General features: G+C 67.5%; 23 protein-coding genes. 21 read left to right on the forward strand and 2 right to left on the reverse strand.

Going from position 1 to position 22,897, the window contains the following annotated elements; genetic code table 11:
• Window positions 1–13 precede the first annotated feature (13 nt).
• Both F2Q65_RS05765 and F2Q65_RS05770 read right to left on the reverse strand, forming a co-directional pair.
• Window positions 14–304 carry a chaperone NapD gene (locus F2Q65_RS05765; protein ID WP_150091323.1) on the reverse strand — a complete coding sequence of 97 codons (291 nt, stop codon included), beginning with the start codon at window positions 302–304 and terminating at the stop codon, window positions 14–16.
• Window positions 305–319: 15 nt separating this feature from the next.
• Complete coding sequence (locus F2Q65_RS05770) at window positions 320–1,045, reverse strand: Crp/Fnr family transcriptional regulator (RefSeq protein WP_150091325.1); 726 nt, start codon at window positions 1,043–1,045, stop codon at window positions 320–322.
• Window positions 1,046–1,352: 307 nt separating this feature from the next.
• Between F2Q65_RS05770 and F2Q65_RS05775 the strand changes: the two genes are divergently transcribed.
• From F2Q65_RS05775 to acpP, 21 genes are all read left to right on the forward strand, one after another.
• Window positions 1,353–3,350, forward strand: coding sequence for a type IV pili methyl-accepting chemotaxis transducer N-terminal domain-containing protein (locus F2Q65_RS05775; RefSeq protein ID WP_150091327.1), 1,998 nt, complete (start codon window positions 1,353–1,355; stop codon window positions 3,348–3,350).
• Window positions 3,347–3,994, forward strand: coding sequence for a two-component system response regulator NarL (narL, locus tag F2Q65_RS05780; protein WP_150091329.1), 648 nt, complete (start codon window positions 3,347–3,349; stop codon window positions 3,992–3,994). The genes F2Q65_RS05775 and narL overlap by 4 nt, the downstream gene beginning before the upstream one ends.
• A gap of 8 nt (window positions 3,995–4,002) precedes the next feature.
• Window positions 4,003–5,865, forward strand: coding sequence for a DNA mismatch repair endonuclease MutL (gene mutL / locus F2Q65_RS05785; RefSeq protein WP_246156002.1), 1,863 nt, complete (start codon window positions 4,003–4,005; stop codon window positions 5,863–5,865).
• Window positions 5,866–6,870: a tRNA (adenosine(37)-N6)-dimethylallyltransferase MiaA gene (gene miaA, locus F2Q65_RS05790; protein ID WP_150091331.1), complete on the forward strand. Its 1,005-nt coding sequence runs from the start codon at window positions 5,866–5,868 to the stop codon at window positions 6,868–6,870. It abuts the gene before it with no gap.
• Between the two features lie 73 nt (window positions 6,871–6,943).
• A complete protein-coding gene (gene hfq, locus F2Q65_RS05795) occupies window positions 6,944–7,198 on the forward strand; it encodes an RNA chaperone Hfq (RefSeq protein WP_150091333.1) in 255 nt (84 codons plus the stop codon).
• 51 nt (window positions 7,199–7,249) lie between these two features.
• A complete protein-coding gene (gene hflX / locus F2Q65_RS05800; RefSeq protein WP_211353961.1) occupies window positions 7,250–8,701 on the forward strand; it encodes a ribosome rescue GTPase HflX in 1,452 nt (483 codons plus the stop codon).
• 238 nt (window positions 8,702–8,939) lie between these two features.
• Entirely contained in the window at window positions 8,940–10,124 is a 1,185-nt protein-coding gene (hflK, locus tag F2Q65_RS05805; protein WP_150091335.1) for an FtsH protease activity modulator HflK, read from the forward strand.
• Window positions 10,124–11,002, forward strand: a complete 879-nt coding sequence (hflC, locus tag F2Q65_RS05810; protein ID WP_150091337.1) for a protease modulator HflC — start codon at window positions 10,124–10,126, stop codon at window positions 11,000–11,002. Before hflK ends, hflC begins: the two co-directional genes overlap by 1 nt.
• Window positions 11,003–11,294: 292 nt before the next feature.
• Window positions 11,295–11,480: a DUF2065 domain-containing protein gene (locus tag F2Q65_RS05815; protein ID WP_150091339.1), complete on the forward strand. Its 186-nt coding sequence runs from the start codon at window positions 11,295–11,297 to the stop codon at window positions 11,478–11,480.
• A 10-nt stretch (window positions 11,481–11,490) separates the two neighbouring features.
• Window positions 11,491–12,681, forward strand: a complete 1,191-nt coding sequence (locus F2Q65_RS05820) for an ATP phosphoribosyltransferase regulatory subunit (protein WP_150091341.1) — start codon at window positions 11,491–11,493, stop codon at window positions 12,679–12,681.
• A gap of 51 nt (window positions 12,682–12,732) precedes the next feature.
• Window positions 12,733–14,028, forward strand: a complete 1,296-nt coding sequence (locus F2Q65_RS05825) for an adenylosuccinate synthase (RefSeq protein ID WP_150091343.1) — start codon at window positions 12,733–12,735, stop codon at window positions 14,026–14,028.
• A gap of 44 nt (window positions 14,029–14,072) precedes the next feature.
• Window positions 14,073–14,336 (forward strand): OadG family protein, encoded by a 264-nt coding sequence (locus tag F2Q65_RS05830; protein ID WP_150091345.1) that lies wholly within the window; start codon window positions 14,073–14,075, stop codon window positions 14,334–14,336.
• A gap of 102 nt (window positions 14,337–14,438) precedes the next feature.
• Window positions 14,439–16,235 (forward strand): sodium-extruding oxaloacetate decarboxylase subunit alpha, encoded by a 1,797-nt coding sequence (gene oadA, locus F2Q65_RS05835; protein WP_150091347.1) that lies wholly within the window; start codon window positions 14,439–14,441, stop codon window positions 16,233–16,235.
• A gap of 5 nt (window positions 16,236–16,240) precedes the next feature.
• Entirely contained in the window at window positions 16,241–17,374 is a 1,134-nt protein-coding gene (locus tag F2Q65_RS05840; RefSeq protein WP_150091349.1) for a sodium ion-translocating decarboxylase subunit beta, read from the forward strand.
• A 157-nt stretch (window positions 17,375–17,531) separates the two neighbouring features.
• Window positions 17,532–18,092 (forward strand): YceD family protein, encoded by a 561-nt coding sequence (locus F2Q65_RS05845; protein ID WP_150091351.1) that lies wholly within the window; start codon window positions 17,532–17,534, stop codon window positions 18,090–18,092.
• 97 nt (window positions 18,093–18,189) lie between these two features.
• Complete coding sequence (gene rpmF, locus F2Q65_RS05850) at window positions 18,190–18,366, forward strand: 50S ribosomal protein L32 (protein ID WP_150091353.1); 177 nt, start codon at window positions 18,190–18,192, stop codon at window positions 18,364–18,366.
• Between the two features lie 91 nt (window positions 18,367–18,457).
• Window positions 18,458–19,594: a phosphate acyltransferase PlsX gene (gene plsX, locus F2Q65_RS05855; protein ID WP_150091355.1), complete on the forward strand. Its 1,137-nt coding sequence runs from the start codon at window positions 18,458–18,460 to the stop codon at window positions 19,592–19,594.
• A 12-nt stretch (window positions 19,595–19,606) separates the two neighbouring features.
• Window positions 19,607–20,566 carry a beta-ketoacyl-ACP synthase III gene (locus F2Q65_RS05860; RefSeq protein ID WP_150091357.1) on the forward strand — a complete coding sequence of 320 codons (960 nt, stop codon included), beginning with the start codon at window positions 19,607–19,609 and terminating at the stop codon, window positions 20,564–20,566.
• A 168-nt stretch (window positions 20,567–20,734) separates the two neighbouring features.
• A complete protein-coding gene (fabD, locus tag F2Q65_RS05865; protein WP_150091359.1) occupies window positions 20,735–21,682 on the forward strand; it encodes an ACP S-malonyltransferase in 948 nt (315 codons plus the stop codon).
• Window positions 21,675–22,418: a 3-oxoacyl-ACP reductase FabG gene (fabG, locus tag F2Q65_RS05870; protein WP_150091361.1), complete on the forward strand. Its 744-nt coding sequence runs from the start codon at window positions 21,675–21,677 to the stop codon at window positions 22,416–22,418. The genes fabD and fabG overlap by 8 nt, the downstream gene beginning before the upstream one ends.
• A gap of 113 nt (window positions 22,419–22,531) precedes the next feature.
• The gene (acpP, locus tag F2Q65_RS05875; protein WP_150091363.1) at window positions 22,532–22,768 is read left to right on the forward strand and encodes an acyl carrier protein; all 237 of its coding nucleotides are present in this window, start codon (window positions 22,532–22,534) and stop codon (window positions 22,766–22,768) included.
• The last annotated feature ends 129 nt before the right edge of the window (window positions 22,769–22,897 follow it).

Below are 22,897 nucleotides of genomic sequence, written 5' to 3' on the forward strand. Positions count from 1 at the left end.
GTTGTCGTCGGGATCAGGCCGCGGCCGGGGTCTGGCCAAGGGCGGTGTTGCCGAGTTCATCGTCAAGGTCGTCGCCGCCGTAGTGGTAGATGAGCACCGAATTCACCACGCCGGGCAGCTGATTCATGGCGCCGAGGGTATCCGCGGCCGGGGCGCCGGCGTTGTCCTCGATGGTCACCACCAGTTTGTCCTGATCGGCGCCGGCGTGGACCTCGACCCCCGGCAGGGCAATGATCCGCCGGGCCACGTTGGCGCCCTCGCCCGGCCGGGTGTGGACGATGCAACTGCAGATGTTTTCCGTCATGGTGCCTGGGCTCCGTCAGAGATGTGCGTCTTGTACCGTGCCGTTGCCGGCGAAGCCGCGCAGCCGGGTCACGGAGGGGATGTCGATGTCACGTCGTTGCAGCCGGATGAGTCCGTGACGGGATAGACCGCGCAGTTCGCGCGAGAAGGTCTCGGCGGACAGGTTGAGGCTGGAGGCGACAACGCTCTTCGCCGCCGGCAGCGTCAGGTGGGCCTGGTCGGGCTGTGCCGGATCCTGCACGGCGTCGCGCAGCAGACGCCCGGCGACGCGTTGCGCGGCGGACTGCAGGCAGCAGCGCTCCAGATCGGCAATCAGGCCGCAGGTGCGCCGGGCCAGCAAGTCAAGCAGGCCGGAGGCGACCTCGGGCCAGTGCTGCATCGCCTCGCGCAACCGGCCGATGCCGACGAACAGCAGGCAGGATTCCGTCAGGCTCACCGCCTGCACCGGGCAGGGCCGGCCGAGGAAGGCGCTGGCTTCGGCGAAAGTCCGCCCCGGCAGCAGGATGTCGAGCACGCGCTCGCCGCCTTCCTCAGACAGGATGGAGAGCTTGACGCGGCCGCTCACCACCACATAAAACCCGCTCAGCGCCTGACCCTTGGTGCAGAGCACCTGGCCGCGAGAAGCCACCTGTCGGCTGCAGCCACCGGCGACCCGGCGCAGCGCGTCCGGCGGCAAACCGGCAAAGGGCTGCGCCGATGCCAGTAGCGCGAGACAGCTCTTGCCCCGGTCTTCGGCGTTCACGGCTGGATCCTGGTCGCTGGCTGTCGCATGCTGTTGGTGGTGCTGTCGGTGACGCGACCGATAAGCCGGTTTGGCGTGTGGAATTCTTGATCTTTCGCAAGACTAGCGCGAGTGCACAAATGCGCAATGGGCACAAAGTCCGACCGAGCGCATCGGAAATACCCCCTTGGAGGTATCCGGTGGGTGCGCACAACCGCCTGATTCCACTTTTAATGATCCGGTTTTTGCCGCTGTGAGGCGCGGAGCCGGAGAAGGATCAAAAAAAGTGGGTACCCCTTTTTTTTCAGTGATGCAGTAGTGGATTTCCATGATACGCCTCACCGCCTCCAATCCCGCATCGCCCGGGCCTCGCTCCATCCTGGTGGTGGTCGGATTGCTGATGGCCGCCGTGGTCTTGCTTGGCATCACCGGCATGGTCACGTCGGTGGTGATCGCGCAGATCAGCGGTGGCATGGCGGCGGCAGTGAATCAGTCCGGCACCCTGCGCATGCAGTCGTACCGCATCGGCATGGCACTGGCCGGCGACGAGGGGCCGCTGCTAGAGCGCCAGGCGGCGGTGGATGGGCTGGCGAAGGAATTCGAGGCGCGTCTGTTCAGCGCGCGCCTGATCGACGCCTTGCCGGCGGTGGCCAGTGATTCGGTGCGGCTGGCCTACGAGCGGGTACGCTGGCGCTGGGAGCATGAGATGCGTCGGGCGCTGGCGGTATTCCTCGCCGCTGCGGATACCATCGAGGCCGCCCCCGGGGGCGGTGCCTACCTGCGCCAGGTGGATGACTTCGTCGCCGACATCCACGGTCTGGTCCGGGTGCTGGAAGAGCGGGCGGAGCGCCGCATCCAGTTGCTGCGCTGGATGCAATCTATCGCGCTGGTGCTCGTCGTCGTAGTGGTGTCGGTCACCCTGGTGGTCGTGCGGCGACGGGTCGCGGCCCCGCTGGGGGCCTTGCTAGATAGTGCAGACCGGGTGCGATGTGGCGACTTCTCCGTTCGCACGCCGGTCACCGGCAACGACGAACTCGGCCGGCTGGGCGCCGCAATGAACCTGATGACCGACGGCCTGTCGAGGATCTACAGCGAGCTGGAACAACGGGTGGCGAAGAAGACCCTGGACCTGGCGCGGACCAACCAGTCGCTGGACCTGCTGTACCGGACCAGTCGGGCGCTGGAGAGCGGGCCGGTGTCGGAACCGGTGCTGCGCGGGGTGCTCGATGATGTCTGCAGGGAGCTGTCGCTGGAGCGGCTTGCCTTGTGCCTGCGCGACGGCTTTGCCCTGGCCGGCGTCGACTGCATTGCCACCGGCGATAGCCCGCGGCCGCAAGGGGGTTGCGCGGCGCGTGAGGACTGCGCCCTGTGCCGGGGGCCATTGCCCGCGGAGCCGATTGCCGGGCGTTCAGCCAAGAGCGGGGCCCGTGACCGCTCCTGCCAGGACTTTGCGGTGCGTGATCAGGCCCAGCACTTCGGTCTGTTGCGCGCGACGCCGGACTCCGACAAGGGCCTGCAGCCCTGGCAGATGCCATTGCTCGAGGCGGTGGCCGGCCATGCCGCGCGGGCGCTGAGCCTGCAGGCACGGATGAACGAGGGCCGCCGGCTGGTGCTGCATGAGGAACGCAGTATACTTGCGCGCGAACTACACGATTCCCTGGCGCAGTCGCTGTCGTACCTCAAGATTCAGGCCGCGCGCCTGGATGTGGCGCTGCAGGGGGCAACCAGCAATAGCAGCACCGGCAAGGCCGGGGCGGCCGACGCCGCACCGATCCTGGCGGAACTGCGCACCGGCATCAACAGTGCCTACCGGCAGCTGCGCGAACTGCTGACCACCTTTCGCCTGAAGATGGACGGGCAGGGTCTGGGCTCCGCGCTGATCGCCACCGTGCGTGAATTCGGCCAGCGCGGGCATCTGGACATCGCCTTGCATGACCGCTTGCCCGCCGGGGTGCTGTCCGCCAACGAAGAGGTACATGTTCTGCAGATCGTGCGCGAGGCGCTGTCCAACGTGGTGCGGCATGCCCGTGCCACGCAGTGTCGCGTGGAACTGGTGCTGCAGAGGGCGCTGCAGGGGGAACAGGCGCATGCCGACGCCGTGGTGACCATTACCGACGACGGCCGCGGATTCCACCCCCAGCCTCCGGGGCAGGGGCACTACGGCATGACCATCATGCACGAGCGGGCGGCGAGCCTGGACGGCAGCATCCGCATCGACAGCCAGCCGGGGTGCGGCACCGAACTGCGCCTGAGCTTCAGGCCGCGGCTGGGCCCGACGCCGACACCGACGCCGGAGCAGAAACAGAACGAGCAGCAGTCGCCATGACCGACCCCATCGAAACCCGGATCCTGATCATCGACGACCACCCGCTGTTCCGCAAGGGCGTGGCCGACCTCATCGGCATGGAGCCGGCGCTGCAGTTGGTTGGCGAGGCCGCCGACGGTGAACTGGGTCTGCGGCTGGCGCGTACGCTGCAGCCGGACCTGATCCTGCTCGATCTGAACATGAAGGGCATGGATGGCCTGGCGGTGCTGCGCCGTCTGCGGGGTGATGACGAACTGGACGCGCGCATCGTCATGCTGACGGTGTCCGACACCGAGGCCGACGTGCTCGCCGCCCTGCGTGCCGGCGCCGACGGCTACCTGCTCAAGGACACCGAGCCCGAGGAGATGCTGGAACTGCTGCGCGGGGCCATGCGCGGGCGCCTGGTCATCAGCCCGCAACTGACCGAACTGCTGGCCCGCGCCCTGCGTGAGGGCGCGACGCCGCCACCGCCGGACCAGGCCGACCTGACGCCGCGGGAGCAGGAGATCCTGGCGCTGCTGGCCCGTGGACTGAGCAACAAGCTCATCGCCCGCGAGCTCGACCTGGCCGTGGGCACCGTGAAGGTGCATGTGAAGCACATCCTGAAAAAGCTCGGCGTCAGGAGCCGCGTTGAGGCCGCGGTGATGGCCGTCAGCCTGACTTGAAGACGCCCATGGTCCGCAGCCTCATGCCGACGATCCGCCCACTGCCACCCCAGCTCATCAACCAGATCGCCGCCGGCGAGGTGGTGGAGCGCCCGGCTTCGGTGGTCAAGGAGCTGGTGGAGAACAGCCTGGATGCGGGTGCGACCCGCATCGAGATCGACATCGAGCGCGGCGGCATCAAGCGCATCCAGGTGCGTGACAACGGCGTCGGCATCGGCCGCGAGCAACTCGCGCTGGCCCTGTCGCGGCATGCCACCAGCAAGATCGCCAGCCTGTCGGACCTGGAGTCCGTGGCGACCATGGGCTTTCGTGGCGAGGCCCTGCCCAGCATTGCCTCGGTCGCGCGCCTGGAGATCGTCTCGCGCACCGCAGACGAGCCCCATGGCTGGCGGCTGGCCAGCGACGGCAGCGAGCAGGCCGGTGCGCCAGCGCCGGCCGCCCATGCGCCGGGGACGACGGTCGAGGTGCACGACCTGTTCTTCAATGTGCCGGCCCGGCGCAAGTTCCTGCGCACCGAGAAGACCGAACTCGGGCATGTGGAACAGCTGTTGCGACGCATGGCCCTGGCCCGCGGCGAAGTGGCCTGGCGGCTGCAGCACAACGGCCGGACCGTGTTCGACCTGCCGGCGGGCGCCGCCGGCAAAGACGACTGGGCCACGGCCGGGGTCGGCCGCCTGCGGGCGCTGCTGGGGGAGGGCTTCGTCGCGCACGGCCTGACCCTGGACGAACAGGCGGTGGACCTGCGACTGCACGGCTGGATCGCCCAGCCGGCGTTTGCCCGCAGCCAGGGGGACATGCAGTTCTTCTATGTCAACCGGCGGCTGGTGCGCGACAAGCTGGTGACCCATGCGGTGCGCCAGGCGTATCAGGACGTGCTGCACCACGGTCGGCATCCGGCCTATGTGCTGTTTCTGGAACTGCCGTCGTGGCAGGTAGATGTGAACGTGCATCCGGCCAAACAGGAGGTGCGCTTTCGCGAGGGTCGGCAGACGCACGACTTCCTCTTCCGGGCCCTGCATCGGCGGCTGGCGGCAGGGGTTGAGCCGATGCTGTCCGTCGGGTTGACCGCTGCCGCGACCACCGGACCCTTGGCCCCGGCCGATACCCGCGATGCTGACCGGCCCGTAACGGGCCGCCCGGCTGCTGCATTCCGCGGCCATGCGCCGGCCATGCGCCCGCTGGACCTGCGCCTGCGGGATCAGCGCGCCGCCTATGGGGCCGGATTCCAGTTCCAGCATCCGTCGGGAGGCGACGGCCCCTCGACGCAGGGCGCCACGGACGCTGGCGTGCCGCCGCTGGGGTTCGCCATCGGCCAGCTCAACGGCGTCTATGTGCTGGCACAGGTGGCCGATGGCCTGATCGTGGTGGACATGCACGCGGCGCACGAGCGTATCGGCTACGAGCGGCTGAAACGGGCCGTGGCGGAGGGCGAACTGCGGCGGCAACCGCTGCTGGTGCCGGTGGCGGTGCAGGTCAGCCGCGCCGAGGCGGAACTGGCGGAGACCCAGGCCGCGCTGTTGCGGCAGCTGGGGCTGCAGGTGGACCGCCTCGGCGAGGGCAGCCTGGTGGTGCGCGAGGTGCCGGCCATGCTGCACAACGCCGATGCCGAGGGGCTGTTGCGGGACGTGCTGGCGGACCTGGGTGCCCATGGCCACAGCGACCGGGTGCGCGAGGCGATGAACGCCATGCTGGCCACCATGGCCTGTCACGGCGCCGTGCGCGCCAACCGCCGGCTGACCCTGGAGGAGATGAACGCCCTGCTGCGGGACATGGAGCGCACCGAGCGCGCGGACCAGTGCAACCATGGCCGACCCACCTGGATCAAGGTGTCGCAGCAGGAACTTGACAACCTGTTCCTGCGCGGACGCTGAATGGCCGATCCGGCACCCGAACAGCCCGCGGAGGACGCTCGGCTGCCCCCGGCGATCCTGCTCATGGGTCCCACCGCCTCCGGCAAGACGGAGCTGGCGGTCGCGCTGCAGCAGGCGCTGCCCTGCGAGATCGTCAGCGTCGACTCGGCACTGGTGTACCGCGGCATGGACATCGGTACCGCCAAGCCGTCTGCGGAGGTGCTGGCCCGGGCGCCGCATCGGCTGATCGACATCTGTGATCCGGCGGAGGCCTATTCCGCCGCGCGCTTCCGTGATGACGCCCTTGCGGCCATGGCCGAGATCACCGAGCGCGGCCGCATCCCGCTGCTGGTGGGCGGCACCATGCTCTATTTCCGCGCCTTGCAGCAGGGCCTGTCGCCGCTGCCGGAGAGCGCTCCCGCCCTGCGGGCGGAACTGGCGGAACGCGCTCGTCGCGATGGCCCCGCGGCGATGCACCGCTGGCTGGCCAAGGTGGACCCGGACGCCGCCCGACGCATCCATGTCAACGACCCCCAGCGGGTGCAGCGGGCGCTGGAGGTCTGGCTGCTGACGGGGCGGCCGCTGACAGACCTGTGGCAGGCGGCTGCCGCGCCGGCGATGCCCTATCGGGCACTGAAACTGGTGCGCTCCCCCCACGAACGTGCCGAGCTACATCGGCGCATCGCCCGGCGTTTCCAGGTCATGCTGGCCGCGGGCTTCGAGGACGAGGTGCGCGGGCTCCTGGCCCGCGGCGACCTGCATCCGGACCTGCCGTCCATGCGCTGCGTTGGGTACCGGCAGATGCTGCAGTACCTGCGGGGCGAACTGGACCGCGCACAGCTGGCGGACCGTGCCATCGTCGCCACACGGCAGCTGGCCAAGCGCCAGTACACCTGGCTGCGTGCGGAGCCGGGGTGCCACTGGTTGTGGGATGCCCCCTCCGTGGAGGCGGCGGCCATTGATGCAGTGGCGGCCTTCATCGAGTCCGCAGACGCGGCACCGTTGTTCGCGCACGACAGACGCTGACTGCCGTGCTGTGCTATTTTGTCGGTCAGTGTCGTGACGACAACAGTCAATACAACAACAAGGAGTATCCATAATGTCCAAGGGGCAAAGCCTCCAAGACCCGTTCCTCAATGCCTTGCGCAAGGAACGCGTACCGGTCTCGATCTTCCTCGTCAACGGAATCAAGCTGCAGGGGCAGATCGAGTCCTTCGACCAGTTCGTCGTGCTGCTCAAGAACAACGTCAGTCAGATGATCTACAAGCACGCCATCTCCACGGTTGTGCCGGCGCGCAACGTCAAGCTGCCGCCGGCGCAGGAGGGGGCGGCGGACACCCAGGGCAACGCATGATCCGCTGCGCATGCCTGCGCCCGCCGGCCAGCGCTGCCCGACGGGCCTGACGTGTTCGAACGGCCCAGGTCCGGCGAGCGGGCCGTGCTGGTGCAACTGGCCGTGGGCCAGCCGGTAGAGCCCGACGCACGGCTGGAATTCCGCCTGCTCGCAAAGGCCGCCGGCGCCCTTGAGGTCGGCTGGCTGACGGGCTCGCGCGACACCCCGGATCCGCGGTTCTTCATCGGCCGCGGCAAGGTGGAGGAGCTCGAGTCCCTGGTGCAGGCGACCGCTGCGGAGCTGGTCATCTTCGACCATGCCCTGAGCCCGGCGCAGGAACGCAACCTGGAGCGTGTGCTGCAGTGCCGCGTGCTCGAGCGCAGCGGCCTGATCCTGGACATCTTCGCCCAGCGGGCGCGCTCCTTCGAGGGCAAGCTGCAGGTGGAACTGGCCCAGCTCCGGCACCTGTCCACGCGCCTGGTGCGGGGCTGGACCCACCTGGAGCGGCAGAAGGGCGGCATCGGCCTGCGCGGTCCGGGTGAGACCCAGCTGGAGACGGACCGGCGGCTGCTGGGCAAGCGGATCGCGCTGCTGAACCGCCGCCTGGCGCGGATCGAGACCCAGCGGGATCAGGGCCGCCGGGCGCGGGATCGCGCGGAGATCCCCACCGTGTCGCTGGTGGGCTACACCAACGCCGGCAAATCGACCCTGTTCAATCGGCTGACCCAGGCCGGGGTGTTCCAGGCGGATCAGCTGTTCGCGACCCTGGACCCGACGCTGCGCCGACTGGAACTGCCCGATGCACCGGCGGTGGTGCTGGCGGACACCGTGGGATTCATCAACCAGTTGCCCCACGAGCTGGTCGCGGCGTTCCGCTCCACGCTGCGGGAGACCCGTGCCGCGGCGCTGCTGCTGCATGTGGTCGACGCCGGCAGTGCCCAGCGCAATCGGCGCATCGACGATGTCGATGCGGTGCTGGAGGAGATCGGCGCCGAGGAGATCCCGGTCCTGCTGGTGTTCAACAAGATCGACACCCTGGCGGCGGACGGCGCCGACGCAGGTGACCGGCAGGGCGGCGAGCACGCGCGTGAAGCGCTCGGCGAACTCGGGGACGGGCAGGGTGGCGATCAGCAGGCGACCGATGCGCCGATGGTGACCGCGCCGCGCATCGATCGCGATAGCGAGGGGCGCGCGACCCGTGTCTGGGTGTCGGCCCAGACCGGTGCTGGCATCGACCTGCTGCTGCAGGCCATCGCCGAGCATTTCCGCGGCGCCTGTCGGCGGCAACGCTTCCTGCTCGGTCCTGGTGACGGCGGCCTGCGGGCCTGGCTGTACCAGCACGCGCGCATCCTGGACGAGGCGCCCACCGACCTGGGCGGCTGGGAGATCCGCGCGGAGCTGGCCGAGGCAGACTACCGGCGCAGTGTCGAGGGCCAGCCACGCTGGCAGGGGCGCCTGCGGCCGGACACGCCTCACCGCGGGGCAGATGCGCAGGCCGATATCGCCCACGCCGACCACGCCTGAGTGTCGCCTGCCGACAGGCGCCGACCAGCGAAAACCATCGCCGGCATTGCCCAGCTGCACGGCTGGCTTCTAAAATGCCGCGGCGCGTCCGGGCGAGCGAAACCGAGCCACGCTTGATATCGGGCCACGACGGTGGCACCTGAGCGGAGGAGAGCGGACAGGGAACGGCCCGGACGGGCCGTTGTCCGAGACACAGCCGGGACAGAACGACCCAAGTAACACGAGCGACGGAGATACTATGGCCTGGAATGAGCCGGGAGGCGGCAACAAGGACCCCTGGGGGGGTGGCGGCTCGGGGAATCAGGGCCCGCCTGACCTCGACGAGATCGTGCGCAAGCTCCAGGACCGGATCAGCGGTCTGCTTGGCAGTGTCAAGAAATCCGGCGGATCGGGATCCGGCGGTTCCGGCGGTGGGGCCGGCGGGTCGGGTGGCGGTTTCGGCGGTGACCTCAGCCTGCGCGTTATCGGCATCATTGCCGGCCTGGCGTTCCTGGGCTGGCTATTCACCGGCATCTACATCGTCGCGCCGGCGGAACGCGGCGTGGTCATGCGCTTTGGTGCCTACACCAAGACCACCGAGCCGGGTCCGCACTGGCACATCCCCTGGCCCATCGAGGCGGTGCAGATCGTCAACGTCGACGAGATCTCGTCGTTCACGCACAAGGCGGCGATGCTGACCCAGGACGAGAACATCGTCGACGTGGAACTCACCGTCCAGTCCCGCATCCAGGACGCGGCCAATTACCTGTTCCAGGATCAGGCGCCGGAGAAGACCCTGCGTGACGCCACCGAGACCGTGGTGCGCAAGACCATCGGTGGCAGCAAGCTGGACTTCATCCTGACCGAAGGGCGTTCCGCCGTTGCCGCGACCATCCAGGAGCGGGTGCAATCGCTGATGGATGCCTACAAGACCGGCCTGTTGGTCACGTCGGTGAACATGCAGCCGGCCAAGCCGCCAGATCAGGTCAAGGAGGCGTTCGACGACGCCATCAAGGCGCGTGAGGACAAGGAACGCCTGGAGAACAAGGCCGAGGCCTACGCCAACGAGATCCTGCCCCAGGCACGCGGTGAGGCCGCTCGCGCCATCGCCGAGGCCAAGGCCTACCGCGATCGCGTCATCGCCGAGGCCGAGGGTCAGACGTCGCGCTTCACCGCCGTGCTGGCGGAATACGAGAAGGCTCCGGTAGTCACCCGCGAGCGTCTCTACATCGAGACCATGGAAGGGGTGCTGGGGCAGAACAACCTGGTGCTGCTGGACGTACCCGAGGGAAACAGCCTGATGTACCTGCCGCTGGACCAGATCCTCAAGCAGACACCGGCGCCCCAGGCCAAGACCACCATGCTGCAAGCCGGTGAGGGTATGACCACCGATACCGTGCCGACAACCATCCGCGACACGTCGCGCGAGCGGAGGAGCCGTTAATGGATGACAGCAAGAAGATCCTGATCCCGATCGCCGTCGCACTGCTTGCGGTGATCCTGTGGGCCTCCACCTTCGTGGTCAAGGAGTGGGAAACGGCCATCAAGCTGCGACTGGGCGAGATCGTCGGTAGCGACTACGAGCCCGGCCTGCACTTCAAGGTACCGCTGCTGAACAACATCCTGACCTTCGATCAGCGTATCCAGACGCTGGATTCGCGTCCGGAGCGCTTCCTGACCATCGAGAAGAAGGACGTCATCGTCGACTCCTACGCCAAGTGGCGTATCAACAACGCGGCGCAGTTCTTCCGCTCCACCGGCGGCGACAGTGCGCGAACGGCGCGGCTGCTGTCCGAGCGCATCAACACCAGCCTGCGTGACGAGTTCGGCAAGCGCACCATCCAGGAAGTGGTCTCCGAAGACCGCATGGAACTGATGAAACTGCTGACCAAGGCCGTGGACGCCCAGGCGGCGGAACTGGGTGTCGAGGTGGTGGACGTGCGGGTGAAGAAGATCGACCTGCCCCCGGAGGTCAGCGAGTCGGTCTACAACCGCATGCGGGCCGAGCGTGAGCGGGTGGCCCGCGACCTGCGCGCCAAGGGCTCGGAGGCGGCGGAGCGCATCCGTGCGGATGCGGATCGCCAGCGCACCGTCATCTTGGCGGACGCCTACCGTGAGGCGGAAGAGACCCGCGGTCGCGGCGACGGCAAGGCGGCGGAAATCTTTGCCGCCGCGTTCGAGCAGGACCCGGAGTTCTTTGCCTTCTATCGCAGCCTGACCGCGTATCGCACCGCCCTCGGTGCCGGGGACACCACCCTGGTACTGGCGCCTGATTCGGATTTCTTCAAATTCTTCAACCAACAGTATTCGACGCCCCGTTGAATGCCTGAACCACGATGACCCCCAGCCCGGGCAGTTCTCGCCCGGGCTGGCGGTCATCGCCGCCCACAGCTCCCGTCGGTCCCTTTCGGGCCGTATTCGGCCGATTTTCGGCGCGTTCGCGACCCCGTTCGGGTCCGCTTCCCCGCTCACCTGTTCTCGGCTTCGCGTTGCCTTTTCTGTCCGTTGTCTTCCGCTTCTCAATGGACAAGCGAAGCATCATCTGTAATGATTCGGCCCTTTGCGGATTGCCGGATGCGGGTACATCCCGCACCGCCCGGAAGCGAGGCCGGTTATGTGGCACGATCTCTTTGTTGCGCTCGCGCTGCTGCTGGTCATCGAGGGCGTCATGCCGTTCCTGGCCCCTGACGCCATGCGCCGCATGCTGCTGGAGGTGGCGCGGCAGGACACCCGCAGCCTGCGGATTGCGGGGTTTGCGAGCATGCTCGGCGGCGTCGCCCTGCTTTACCTGATCAACTGATGACGTGCCCATGAATGACGAACGCTGGTTGTTGCCAGCCGGTATTGACGAGGTGCTGCCCAGCGAGGCGGCGGAGCTGGAACGGTTGCGACGGGCCCTGCTCGATCTGTACGCGACCTGGGGCTACGAACTGGTCATACCGCCCTTCATCGACTACCTGGAGAGCCTGCTGACCGGCACCGGGCACGACCTGGACCTGAAGACCTTCAAGCTGACCGACCAGGTCAGTGGCCGGCTGCTCGGCGTGCGCGCGGACATGACGCCGCAGGTGGCGCGCATCGATGCACATCACTTCCGCCGCGAGGCGCCGAATCGTCTGTGCTACCTGGGCACCGTGCTGCAGACGCGCTCCGACGGCTTCGCCGGCAGCCGCAGCCCGATGCAGATCGGCGCCGAGATCTATGGCCACGACGGCGTCGAGAGCGATGTCGAGGTGCTGCGTCTGCTGCTGGCAACCCTGCGCACCGCCGGCATCGACAATGCCTACATCGACCTGGGTCATGTGGGTGTCTTCCGTGGGCTGGCGCGGCAGGCGGGGCTGGATCGCACCCAGGAGATGGCGCTGTTCGAGGCCCTGCAACGCAAGGCGGGCGCCGAGATCGAATTGCTGATCGGCCAGTTCGACCTGCCGGCGGATATCGGCGCGATGCTGCTGGGACTGGCGGACCTGAACGGCGAGGACGCCCTGGAGCGCGCCAGGACGGTGTTGTCCAATGCAGATGCGGCGGTGCAGGCGGCGCTGGCGCGCCTGCAGGCGGTGGCGAACGAGACCCGGCGCTGGCAGCCGGAACTGCCGATCCATTTCGACCTGGCGGAACTGCGCGGCTACACCTACAAGACCGGCGTGGTGTTCGCCGCCTTCGTCCCCGGCTGGGGTCTGGAGATCGGCCGGGGCGGGCGCTACGATGACATCGGCCGGGTGTTCGGCCGGGCGCGACCCGCGGTGGGCTTCAGCAGCGACGTCAAGGGGCTGATCGCACTGGCGAACGGCGCATCGCCGCCGGCGGACGCCCCCGGGCCGGTACTGGCGCCCTGGGATGTGGACCCGCGGCTTCAGGCGGTGGTGGACGCGCTGCGCGCCGGCGGCCGATGCGTGATCCGGGAGCTTCCCGGCGAGGCGCCGAGCCAGACCTGCAGCGAGCGGCTGGAACTGGTCGACGGCCAGTGGCAACTGTGTCCGTGCGCTGTGCCGGATGCCTAGTCGCGCCTGTACATCAATCATTTACGGTCAGGTTCCGAGTGGAAATGCAAGATGGGTAAGAACGTTGTCGTGATTGGTGCCCAGTGGGGCGACGAGGGCAAGGGCAAGGTCGTCGACCTGCTCACCGAGCGGGCGGACGTGGTGGTTCGCTTCCAGGGCGGCCACAACGCCGGGCATACCCTGGTCATCGACGGGGAGCAGACCATCCTGCACCTGATTCCTTCCGGCATCCTGCACCAGGGCGTGCGCTGCATGATCGGCAACGGGGTGGTGCTGGCGCCCGAGGCCCTGCTGTCGGAGACCGCCACGCTGGAGCAGCGGGGCGTGCCGGTGCGCGAGCGGTTGACCATCAGTCCGGCCTGCGCCCTGATCATGCCCTACCACGTGGCGCTGGATCAGGCCCGCGAGCAGGCCCGTGGCAACAAGGCCATCGGCACCACTGGCCGCGGTATCGGCCCGGCCTACGAGGACAAGATCGCCCGCCGCGGTATCCGTGTGGGCGAACTGCTGGATCCCGCACACTTCGAGGCCCGCCTGCGGGAGGTCATGGACTACCACAACTTTGCCCTGCAGCACTATTTCAAGGCCGAGCCGGTCGATGTGGCCGCCACACTGGATCTGGCGCTGCGCCAGGGTGAGCAGATCGCGCCCATGGTGGATGATGTCACCGGCCGGCTGCACCAATTGCGTCGCGACGGCGTAAACGTGCTGTTCGAGGGCGCCCAGGGGGCGCTGCTGGACATCGATCACGGCACCTACCCCTACGTCACCTCTTCCACCACCACCGCCGGTGGCGCCGCCAGCGGCAGCGGTGTGGGTCCGCGCGACCTCGACTACATCCTGGGCATCGTCAAGGCCTACACCACCCGCGTCGGGGGCGGACCCTTCCCGACCGAGCTGTTCGACGCAGACGGCGACCGCCTGGGCGAGCAGGGGCACGAGTTCGGCGCCACCACCGGGCGCAAGCGTCGCTGCGGCTGGCTCGACATGGTGGCCCTGCGGCGCTCGTTTGACATCAACAGCGTCTCCGGGCTCTGCATCACCAAGCTGGACGTGCTCGACGGCATGGAGCGGCTGCGGATCTGCACCCACTACGAGCTGGACGGCCAGCGTCTGGACGCGCCGCCGGTGGATGCCGAGGCCCTGGCGCGCTGCACCCCGGTCTACATGGACCTGCCGGGCTGGAGCGAGTCTACCCTGGGCGCCCGTTCCCTCGAGGATCTGCCTGCACCGGCCCGCGCCTATCTGGACAAGATCGAGGAACTCGGCGGCGTGCCCATCGACATCGTCTCCACCGGGCCGGATCGCAGCGAGACCCTGGTGATCAGACACCCGTTTGCCAACTGACCCGGCCGCCGGCGACCAACCACCCAGGGGGTTCGGACCACATCATGACCGACAACACCTTGATCATCGAAAGCCTGACGCTGATGGGGATCGGCATGGGCATCGTGTTCGGCTTCCTGTTGCTGCTGGTCGGCATCCTGCGCACCATGTCCTGGGTTGCCGGGCGGCTGTTGCCGATGCCGCCGGCCCCGGACCCCGTGCCGCCGGTGCTGACGCCGTCCACGCACGGCAGCGGTGACACCGCCGGGTCCGATGACCTGATCGCGGTCATCGCGGCCGCGGTGGCGCGCTATCGAACTCGCCCTTGACCGCAACCGCCCTTTGCGAAAACCACCAGTGACCGACAGTGGTATCCCGCGTCCCGGATCTTACCCGACCTCCGGTCGTCAACACGCTGCAGAGACGTGCCCATGAACCAGAACACCCCACTCGGCATCACCGACGTCGTGCTGCGCGACGCGCACCAATCCCTGCTTGCCACCCGCATGCGCATCGAGGACATGCTGCCCATCGCCGCGAAGCTGGACCAGGTGGGCTACTGGTCCCTCGAGACCTGGGGCGGTGCCACCTTTGATGCCTGCATCCGCTATCTTGGCGAGGACCCCTGGGAGCGCTTGCGGCAACTCAAGGCGGCGATGCCGAAGACGCCGCAGCAGATGCTGTTGCGCGGTCAGAACCTGCTGGGCTACCGGCATTACGCCGACGACGTGGTGGATCGCTTCGTCGAGCGGGCGGCTTTCAACGGCATCGGCGTGTTCCGCATCTTCGATGCCATGAACGACCTGCGCAACCTGCAGCAGGCCATTCGCGCCGCGCTCGCCACCGATGCCCACGCCCAGGGCACCATGTCTTACACCGTCAGCCCGGTGCACGACATGAATTACTGGGTGGATCTCGGCCGCCGCCTGGAAGATATGCAGTGCCACTCCATCTGCATCAAGGACATGGCCGGCCTGCTGCGGCCCTATGTGGCGGAGGAACTGGTCTCCCGGCTGAAGGAGACCTGCGCGATTCCCATCGCGATGCAGTGCCATGCCACCACCGGGCTGAGCACCTCCACCATCGTCAAGGCCGCCGAGGCAGGGATCGACATGGTGGACACCGCCATCTCCTCCATGAGCATGACCTACGGTCACTCGCCGACGGAATCGGTGGTGGCCATTCTCCAGGGCACGCCACGGGACACCGGGCTCGACCTGAACCTGCTAGAGGAGATCGCGGCCTATTTCCGCGAGGTACGCAAGAAGTACGCCCGCTTCGAGGGCTCACTGAAGGGGGTTGACTCCCGCATCCTGGTGGCCCAGGTGCCCGGCGGGATGCTCACCAACATGGAGAACCAGTTGCGCGAGCAGGGCGCCGACGATCGCCTGGACGAGGTGCTGGAGGAGATCCCGCGGGTGCGCGAGGACCTGGGCTTCCTGCCGCTAGTGACGCCAACCTCGCAAATCGTGGGCAGCCAGGCGGTGCTGAACGTGCTCATGGGCGAACGCTACAAAAGCATCACCACAGAGACCGCCGGCGTGTTGCGCGGCAGTTACGGTGCGACGCCGGCGCCGGTCAACGCCGAGTTGCAGAAGCGGGTGCTGAATGAGGGGGAGCCCCCCATCACGCACCGCCCGGCAGACGATCTGACGCCGGAGATGGACAAGCTCACTGCCGAGCTCGACGGCATCGCCAAGGAGCGCCGGCTGCGACTGGCCACCGATGCGGTGGACGACGTGCTGATCTATGCCATGTTCCCGCAGATCGGGCTGAAGTTTCTGGAGAACCGCGACAACCCAGGCGCCTTCGAGCCGGCCCCCTGGACCATCGACGACACGCCAGCCACGCCACCGGCCACGGCAGCGACAGCCCGGGCGGATGTGCCCGAGGCCTACCGGGTGCAGGTCAACGGCACCACCTACGATGTGGTGGTCTCGCCGGGTGGCGCGGTGGAGTCGGTGGCGACGGCGCCTGTCTCCGCGGCCGCACCGGCGGCACCGGCGGCTGGGCCGGCGCAGATGATCGAGGCGCCGCTGGCCGGCAACATCGTCAAGATCAATGTGGCCGTGGGGCAGGCTGTGGCCGCGGGGGACGTGATCGTGGTGCTCGAGGCCATGAAGATGGAGACGGAGGTGCGTGCACCCGCAGCGGGCACGGTGGCGGAGATCCGCATCAAGGAGGGTGATTCGGTCACCCTTGGCGCGCCGTTGCTCGCGCTGGGCTGACGCCGATGGAAGAACTCCTCAAGCTGTGGCAATCCATGGGCATTGCCAACCTGGAATGGGGGCAGGCCCTGATGATGGCCGTGGGTTGCGGCCTGATCTATCTGGCGATTGCGAAGAAGTTCGAACCCCTGCTGCTGGTCCCCATCGGTTTTGGCGCCCTGCTGAGCAACATCCCGGTGGCGGGCATCGGCGGTCCGGACGGCATGATCGGCCAGATCTATGCGGTTGGCGTGGAAACCGGCATCTTTCCGCTGCTGATCTTCATGGGGGTCGGGGCGCTGACGGACTTCGGTGCCCTGATCGCGAGGCCGTCGACGCTGTTGCTGGGGGCCGCGGCACAGTTCGGCATCTTTGCAACGCTGATCGGGGCGGTGGCGCTGAATTTTCTGCCCGGCTTCGATTTCACGCTGCAGGATGCCTCGGCCATTGCCATCATCGGCGGGGCGGACGGGCCCACGGCGATCTTCCTGGCCTCGCGTCTGGCGCCGGATCTGCTGGGTGCCATCGCAGTGGCGGCCTATTCCTACATGGCACTGGTGCCGATCATCCAGCCGCCGATCATGCGTGCGCTGACCACCAAGAAGGAGCGGGCGGTGGTGATGCAGCAGTTGCGCCCGGTATCGCAACTGGAGCGCATCCTGTTCCCCTTTGTGGTGCTGCTGCTGTGTGCCATGCTGCTGCCGTCCGCGGCGCCGCTGATCGGCATGCTGATGCTGGGCAACCTGCTGCGGGAATGTGGCGTGGTGGAGCGTCTGAGTCGTGCGGCTCAAAACGAGATCATCAACATCGTCACCATCATGCTGGGTCTGGCGGTGGGCTCCAAGCTGTCGGCGGACAAGTTTCTGGCGCTGGAGACCCTGGGCATCCTGGTGCTGGGGGCCGCGGCCTTCTGCATCGGTACGGCGGCGGGGGTGCTCATGGGCAAGGTGATGTACCGGGTCACGGGCGGCAAGGTGAATCCGCTGATCGGGGCCGCTGGTGTCTCGGCGGTGCCCATGGCGGCGCGGGTGGTGAATCGCGTGGGTCTGGAGGAGGACCATCACAACTTCCTGCTGATGCATGCCATGGGGCCGAATGTGGCGGGCGTGATCGGCTCTGCGGTGGCTGCAGGGGTACTGCTTGCGTTGACCGGAAATTGACGGCGAACTGGCGTGGCGCATGCACGAGTCGCGGAGTTGTCGGGAGGTACTGTGTTCTTTTTGTGCTCTCCGCATCTCTGCGATTCCGTTTTTCGAGCAGCTGCATGCATACCTCGGATTGACATGGGATTGTCATGCATACTAAACTGACGGGCTTATGTCCGAGGCATTGCCAGAGTTTCTCGATCCCCGTCGAGCCGTGGTCTCCGAGGCCCGGTTCGAGGGTCGAATCGCGCTTGTTGCCTTTTCGCGTCTGGCGCCACTGCTGACCGATCACGATGGATTGGTCTGGTATCGATTGGAGTTCGGCCGTGATGCACGGGGCTTCGAGACGGTGACCGGCCGTATCGAGGCGACACTGCCGTTGAGCTGCCAGCGCTGCAATGGCTCGCTGGCGCTGGATGTGGTCAGCGATCTCTCCCTGGCACTGGTGGAGGGGCTGGATCAGGCGGCGGCGCTGCCGGATAGCTACGATCCCCTGTTGCTGGGTGATCGGCTGATTCGGCCGTCGGATCTGATCGAGGACGAGCTCATCCTGGCGGTGCCGGCTGTGCCGCGACATGCGGACGGGGACTGCCGGATGCCGGAGGCCGGCGCTGACGTCCGGGCCACGGGCCAGTCCCGTTCCCAAGCTCGGGCCGGGGCGGACGGCGAGGAAACAGTCCGGCCGAATCCCTTTGCCGCGCTCGCGCAGTTGAAACGGAACCAATCGCACTGAGCGACAAAAAAACACCGGGGCGACTCGCCTCTCACGGGGAACCCCGCAGCGTCGAGCGCTTCCCCGATCTACGAACGACGACGATGCGGAGTACCTTATGGCCGTCCAACAAAATCGAAAGACCCCTTCCAAGCGCGGCATGCGCCGCTCCCACGACGCCTTGTCCCGGCCGACGTTGTCGGAGGACTCCACCACCGGCGAGGTGCATCGGCGCCACCATGTGACGCCGGACGGCTTCTACCGGGGCCGCAAGGTCATCGAAAGGGAAGGCTGACATGCAGCGGCGCCGCCACTGGCGCCGCCGCTGTATCGGACGGCCCGCGGGCCGTTCGCCTCCAGGCTGACCGCGGACAGGGAGCATCCAGTTGAAGCGACGTCTGACCATCGCGCTCGACGCCATGGGCGGCGACCATGGGCCCAAGGTCGTGGTGCCGGCGGCCATAGCCTTTCTCAGGCAATCCGCTGGACGCCATGACGGGTCGGATCGCCGGGGTGGGGGCGATGCCGACGAAGGCGTCGGCGGCAGCACGGATACCCTTCGCGATGGCGTGGACCTGATCCTGGTGGGCCAGCCGGAGGTGCTGCAACCCCTGCTGGCGGAGGCGGGGGATGTCGCTTCGCGGGTCCGGATCCATCCGGCGTCCCAGGTCGTCGGCATGGATGAACTGCCGTCCAAGGCGCTGCGCGGCAAGAAAGACTCGTCAATGCGGGTCGCCATCGATCTGGTCAAGGACGGCACCGCAGATGCCTGCGTCAGCGCCGGCAACACCGGCGCCCTGATGGCCACTGCCCGTTTCGTGCTGAAGACGTTGCCGCAGATCGATCGGCCCGCCATCATGAGCGCCATTCCGTCGGTGGATGGCCACACGCATGTCCTTGATCTGGGCGCCAACGTCGACTGCACTGCCGAGCACCTGTTCCAGTTTGCCGTCATGGGCAGCGAGCTGGTGAAGGCGGTGGAGGGCGTCGAGCATCCGCGGGTTGGCCTGCTCAACATCGGTGCCGAGGAGATCAAGGGCAACGATCAGGTACGTGGTGCGCATGAGCTGCTTTCGGCCAGTTCGCTCGACTATGTCGGTTATGTCGAGGGCGACGGCATCTACACCGGTGGCGTCGATGTGGTGGTGGCGGATGGTTTCGTCGGCAATGTGGCGCTGAAGTCCAGCGAGGGCGTCGCCAAGCTTCTGGCCCACATGCTGGGTCAGCACTTCCGCAAGAACTTCTTCACCCGGCTCGCCGCGCTGGTGGCCATGCCGGTGCTGAGCGCATTCAAGCGGGCCGTTGACCCACGTCGGTACAACGGTGCCAGCCTGGTCGGCCTGCGGGGTATTGTGGTGAAGAGTCACGGGGGCGCCGACGAGATCGCCTTCGAGAACGCCATTCGCATCGCCGAGAAGGAGATCCACGCCAATGTCATTGACCGTATCGAGCAGCAGGTGAGCGCGCAGCTCGGTCAGCGGGGGTCAGTCGGTGCCGTCGGGCACACGGCCGCGTCGGCTTAGCAGGGAATCGTCGTGAATCTCTATTCCCGCATTTTGGGCACGGGCGGCTATCTGCCGTCGCGCGTCGTCACCAATCGCGATCTGGAAAAGCTGGTGGACACCAGCGATGACTGGATCACCGAGCGCACTGGCATCCGCCAGCGCCACCTGGTCAGCGATGACGAAACCTGTGTCGACCTGGCGGAGGCGGCAGCCCGGCGTGCCATCGAGGCGGCGGGCCTGACGCCGGCGGACATCGACCTGATCGTCATGGCCACCACGACACCGGATCAGGCCTTTCCCAGCAGCGCCTGTCTGCTGCAAAGCCGTCTTGGCATCCACGGCTGTCCGGCCTTCGACGTGCAGGCAGTCTGCACCGGCTTCGTCTACGCCCTGGGCGTTGCCGACAAGTTCATTCGTACTGCCAGCGCCACCCGCGCGCTGGTGGTGGGGGCCGAGGTCATCTCGCGCATCATCGATTGGACCGACCGCGGCACCTGTGTGCTGTTCGGCGACGGCGCCGGGGCGGTGGTCATCGGCGCAGACAGCGAACCTGGCATCATTTCGTCATTTCTGCATGCCGACGGCGCCTATCGCGAGTTGCTGCAGGTCCCGGCGGGTATCGGCAACGGCAACAGCGGTTCGCCCTATCTGGAGATGCGCGGCAACGAGGTGTTCCGGGTGGCCGTCACTACCCTGGGGCGCATCGTCGACGAGACCCTCAATGCCAACAACATGACCCGTGCGGATATCGACTGGCTGGTGCCGCATCAGGCCAACATGCGCATCATCCAGGCCACGGCGCGCAAGCTCGACCTGCCCATGGAGCAGGTGGTGGTGACGGTGGACACCCATGGCAATACGTCGGCGGCATCGGTGCCCCTGGCGTTCGACCAGGCCGTGCGCGACGGCCGCATCCAGCGTGGTCAGACCGTGCTGATGGAGGCCTTCGGTGGCGGCTTCACCTGGGGCTCGGTGCTGTTGCGTTACTGAACCGGAGCCAGTCGAGAAGGGCGTAACCAGGCTAAGCGCTCGACAAGCCGAAGCGGGGCGATCCGCCGGCCTTGTCATGCATATATTCTTCGCCGAGTTTCGGGCCTCGCGGACTTTCCTCGGAATGCCGGGCCCCTCCACGGCGATCACAGAACGGACCCTCCTGCGATGACCGATTCCAAGCTCGCTTTCATCTTTCCCGGCCAGGGCTCCCAGTCCGTCGGCATGCTGGCCGACCTGGCGCAGTCCGATGCGACGGTTGAGCAGACCTTTGCCGAGGCATCCGCCGTGCTGGGCATGGACCTCTGGACCCTGGTCAGCGATGGTCCGCGACAGATGCTGGACCAGACCGAGCACACCCAGCCGGCCATGCTGGCCGCCGGCATCGCCGTCTGGCGCTGCTGGCAGCAGCGCGGGGGCGCACAGCCGGCGCTGATGGCCGGGCACAGCCTGGGCGAGTACACCGCCCTGACGGCCGCCGGTGCGCTGGACTTCGCGGACGCGGTGGCGCTGGTGGCCGAGCGCGGACGGCTGATGCAGTCGGCGGTACCCGCCGGCGAGGGCGCCATGGCCGCGATCTTGGGGCTGGACGACGACGCGGTGCGCGCGGTCTGTGCCGAGCAGGCCGGGGAGCAGGTACTGGCCGCGGTGAATTTCAACGCCCCGGGGCAGGTGGTGATCGCGGGGAATCGCGAAGCGGTGCAGCGGGGCGTCGACGGGGCCAAGGCGGCAGGGGCCAAGCGCGCCTTGCTGCTGCCGGTGAGCGTGCCGTCGCATTGCGACCTGATGCGCGACGCCGCCGAGCGCTTTGCCGAGCGGCTGGCGCAGACCCGGGTCTCGTCGCCGACGATCGAGGTGCTGCACAATGTGACAGTGGCGCCCGCCACCACGCCGGAGGCCATCCGCGAGCTGCTGGCGCGACAGCTGTACAGTCCGGTGCGCTGGGTGGAGACCATCCGCGCCATGGGCGAGCGCGGCATCACGCTGGCGGTCGAGGCGGGTCCGGGCAAGGTGCTCACCGGGCTGGGCAAACGCATCGACCCACGTATCGAGACGCTGGCGGTGTTCGATCCGGCCGGCTTGGACAAGGCACGCGAGGAGACGACAGATGCTTGAGGGTGAAATCGCGCTGGTCACCGGCGCCAGTCGCGGCATTGGCCGCGCCATCGCCAGGGCGCTGCTGGAGCAGGGGGCCGCGGTGGCCGGCACCGCCACCAGCGATGCCGGCGCCGAGCGCATCGGCAAGGAACTGGCCGACGTCGGCGGACGGGCCATCGGCCTGCGCCTGGACGTGACCGATCAGGCCTCGGTGGACGCGGCCTTGAAGGCGGTGTCGGAGACCTTCGGCGGTGCCCCGACCATCCTGGTGAACAACGCCGGCATCACCCGCGACAATCTGCTCATGCGCATGAAGGATGCCGAGTGGAGCGACATCATCGACACCAACCTGACCTCGGTCTACCGTCTGAGCAAGGCCTGCCTGCGACCGATGATGAAGGCGCGCAAGGGCCGCATCATCAACATCAGCTCGCTGGTGGGCTCCGCCGGCAATGCGGGCCAGACCAACTATGCCGCGGCCAAGGCGGGCATGATGGGATTCACCAAGTCCCTGGCGCGGGAGGTCGGCTCCCGCGGCATCACGGTGAACTGTGTCGCCCCGGGCCTCATCGACACGGACATGACGCGGGAACTGCCCCAGGCCCAGCGCGACGCGCTGCTCACCGGCATTCCGCTGGAACGTCTGGGCCAGCCGGAGGAGATCGCCGCAACAGTGGTGTTCCTGGCCTCCGCCGGCGGCGGTTACATCACCGGCGAGACGGTGCATGTGAACGGCGGCATGTACATGGCGTGAGCCATAGGGTGCACGCAGGGGCATTGGCGCTTTCAAGACCAGGCCAATCTCACTAGAATACGCACGGCGTCGCTCTCCGAGCGGCCTATCCACATCCAGAGGGTTACATGACAATGAGCAGCGTTGAAGATCGGGTTCGGAAGATCGTGGTTGAGCAGTTGGGCGTCAAGGAGGACGAGGTCACGCTCGAGTCGTCTTTCGTGGATGATCTGGGGGCCGACTCCCTCGACACCGTCGAGCTGGTCATGGCGCTCGAAGAGGAATTCGAAACCGAGATCCCGGACGAGGATGCGGAGAAGATCACCACGGTCAAGCAGGCCATCGACTACATCAACGAGCACTTGGGCTGAGGCGCGGTTGCGGCATCACCTGAGTCGAACGGCATGGCGGGTCGAGGCCCCGGGCGCTGCCCGGCCACCCGCTTCTTGTCCGTGCAAGCCAGGGCCGCGCATCCTGTCACGTCGGCATCGATGTGCCGG

It is taken from the genome of Thiohalocapsa marina, from assembly GCF_008632335.1.
Taxonomy (GTDB): domain Bacteria; phylum Pseudomonadota; class Gammaproteobacteria; order Chromatiales; family Chromatiaceae; genus Thiohalocapsa; species Thiohalocapsa marina.

Coding starts and splice junctions, on each gene's coding strand:
- F2Q65_RS05765 (WP_150091323.1), bottom strand. CDS start 304: ATGACGGAAAACATCTGCAGTTGCATCGTCCACACCCGGCCGGGCGAG.
- F2Q65_RS05775 (WP_150091327.1), top strand. CDS start 1,353: ATGATACGCCTCACCGCCTCCAATCCCGCATCGCCCGGGCCTCGCTCC.
- narL (WP_150091329.1), top strand. CDS start 3,347: ATGACCGACCCCATCGAAACCCGGATCCTGATCATCGACGACCACCCG.
- mutL (WP_246156002.1), top strand. CDS start 4,003: ATGGTCCGCAGCCTCATGCCGACGATCCGCCCACTGCCACCCCAGCTC.
- miaA (WP_150091331.1), top strand. CDS start 5,866: ATGGCCGATCCGGCACCCGAACAGCCCGCGGAGGACGCTCGGCTGCCC.
- hfq (WP_150091333.1), top strand. CDS start 6,944: ATGTCCAAGGGGCAAAGCCTCCAAGACCCGTTCCTCAATGCCTTGCGC.
- hflK (WP_150091335.1), top strand. CDS start 8,940: ATGGCCTGGAATGAGCCGGGAGGCGGCAACAAGGACCCCTGGGGGGGT.
- hflC (WP_150091337.1), top strand. CDS start 10,124: ATGGATGACAGCAAGAAGATCCTGATCCCGATCGCCGTCGCACTGCTT.
- F2Q65_RS05815 (WP_150091339.1), top strand. CDS start 11,295: ATGTGGCACGATCTCTTTGTTGCGCTCGCGCTGCTGCTGGTCATCGAG.
- F2Q65_RS05820 (WP_150091341.1), top strand. CDS start 11,491: ATGAATGACGAACGCTGGTTGTTGCCAGCCGGTATTGACGAGGTGCTG.
- F2Q65_RS05825 (WP_150091343.1), top strand. CDS start 12,733: ATGGGTAAGAACGTTGTCGTGATTGGTGCCCAGTGGGGCGACGAGGGC.
- F2Q65_RS05830 (WP_150091345.1), top strand. CDS start 14,073: ATGACCGACAACACCTTGATCATCGAAAGCCTGACGCTGATGGGGATC.
- oadA (WP_150091347.1), top strand. CDS start 14,439: ATGAACCAGAACACCCCACTCGGCATCACCGACGTCGTGCTGCGCGAC.
- F2Q65_RS05840 (WP_150091349.1), top strand. CDS start 16,241: ATGGAAGAACTCCTCAAGCTGTGGCAATCCATGGGCATTGCCAACCTG.
- F2Q65_RS05845 (WP_150091351.1), top strand. CDS start 17,532: ATGTCCGAGGCATTGCCAGAGTTTCTCGATCCCCGTCGAGCCGTGGTC.
- rpmF (WP_150091353.1), top strand. CDS start 18,190: ATGGCCGTCCAACAAAATCGAAAGACCCCTTCCAAGCGCGGCATGCGC.
- fabD (WP_150091359.1), top strand. CDS start 20,735: ATGACCGATTCCAAGCTCGCTTTCATCTTTCCCGGCCAGGGCTCCCAG.
- fabG (WP_150091361.1), top strand. CDS start 21,675: ATGCTTGAGGGTGAAATCGCGCTGGTCACCGGCGCCAGTCGCGGCATT.
- acpP (WP_150091363.1), top strand. CDS start 22,532: ATGAGCAGCGTTGAAGATCGGGTTCGGAAGATCGTGGTTGAGCAGTTG.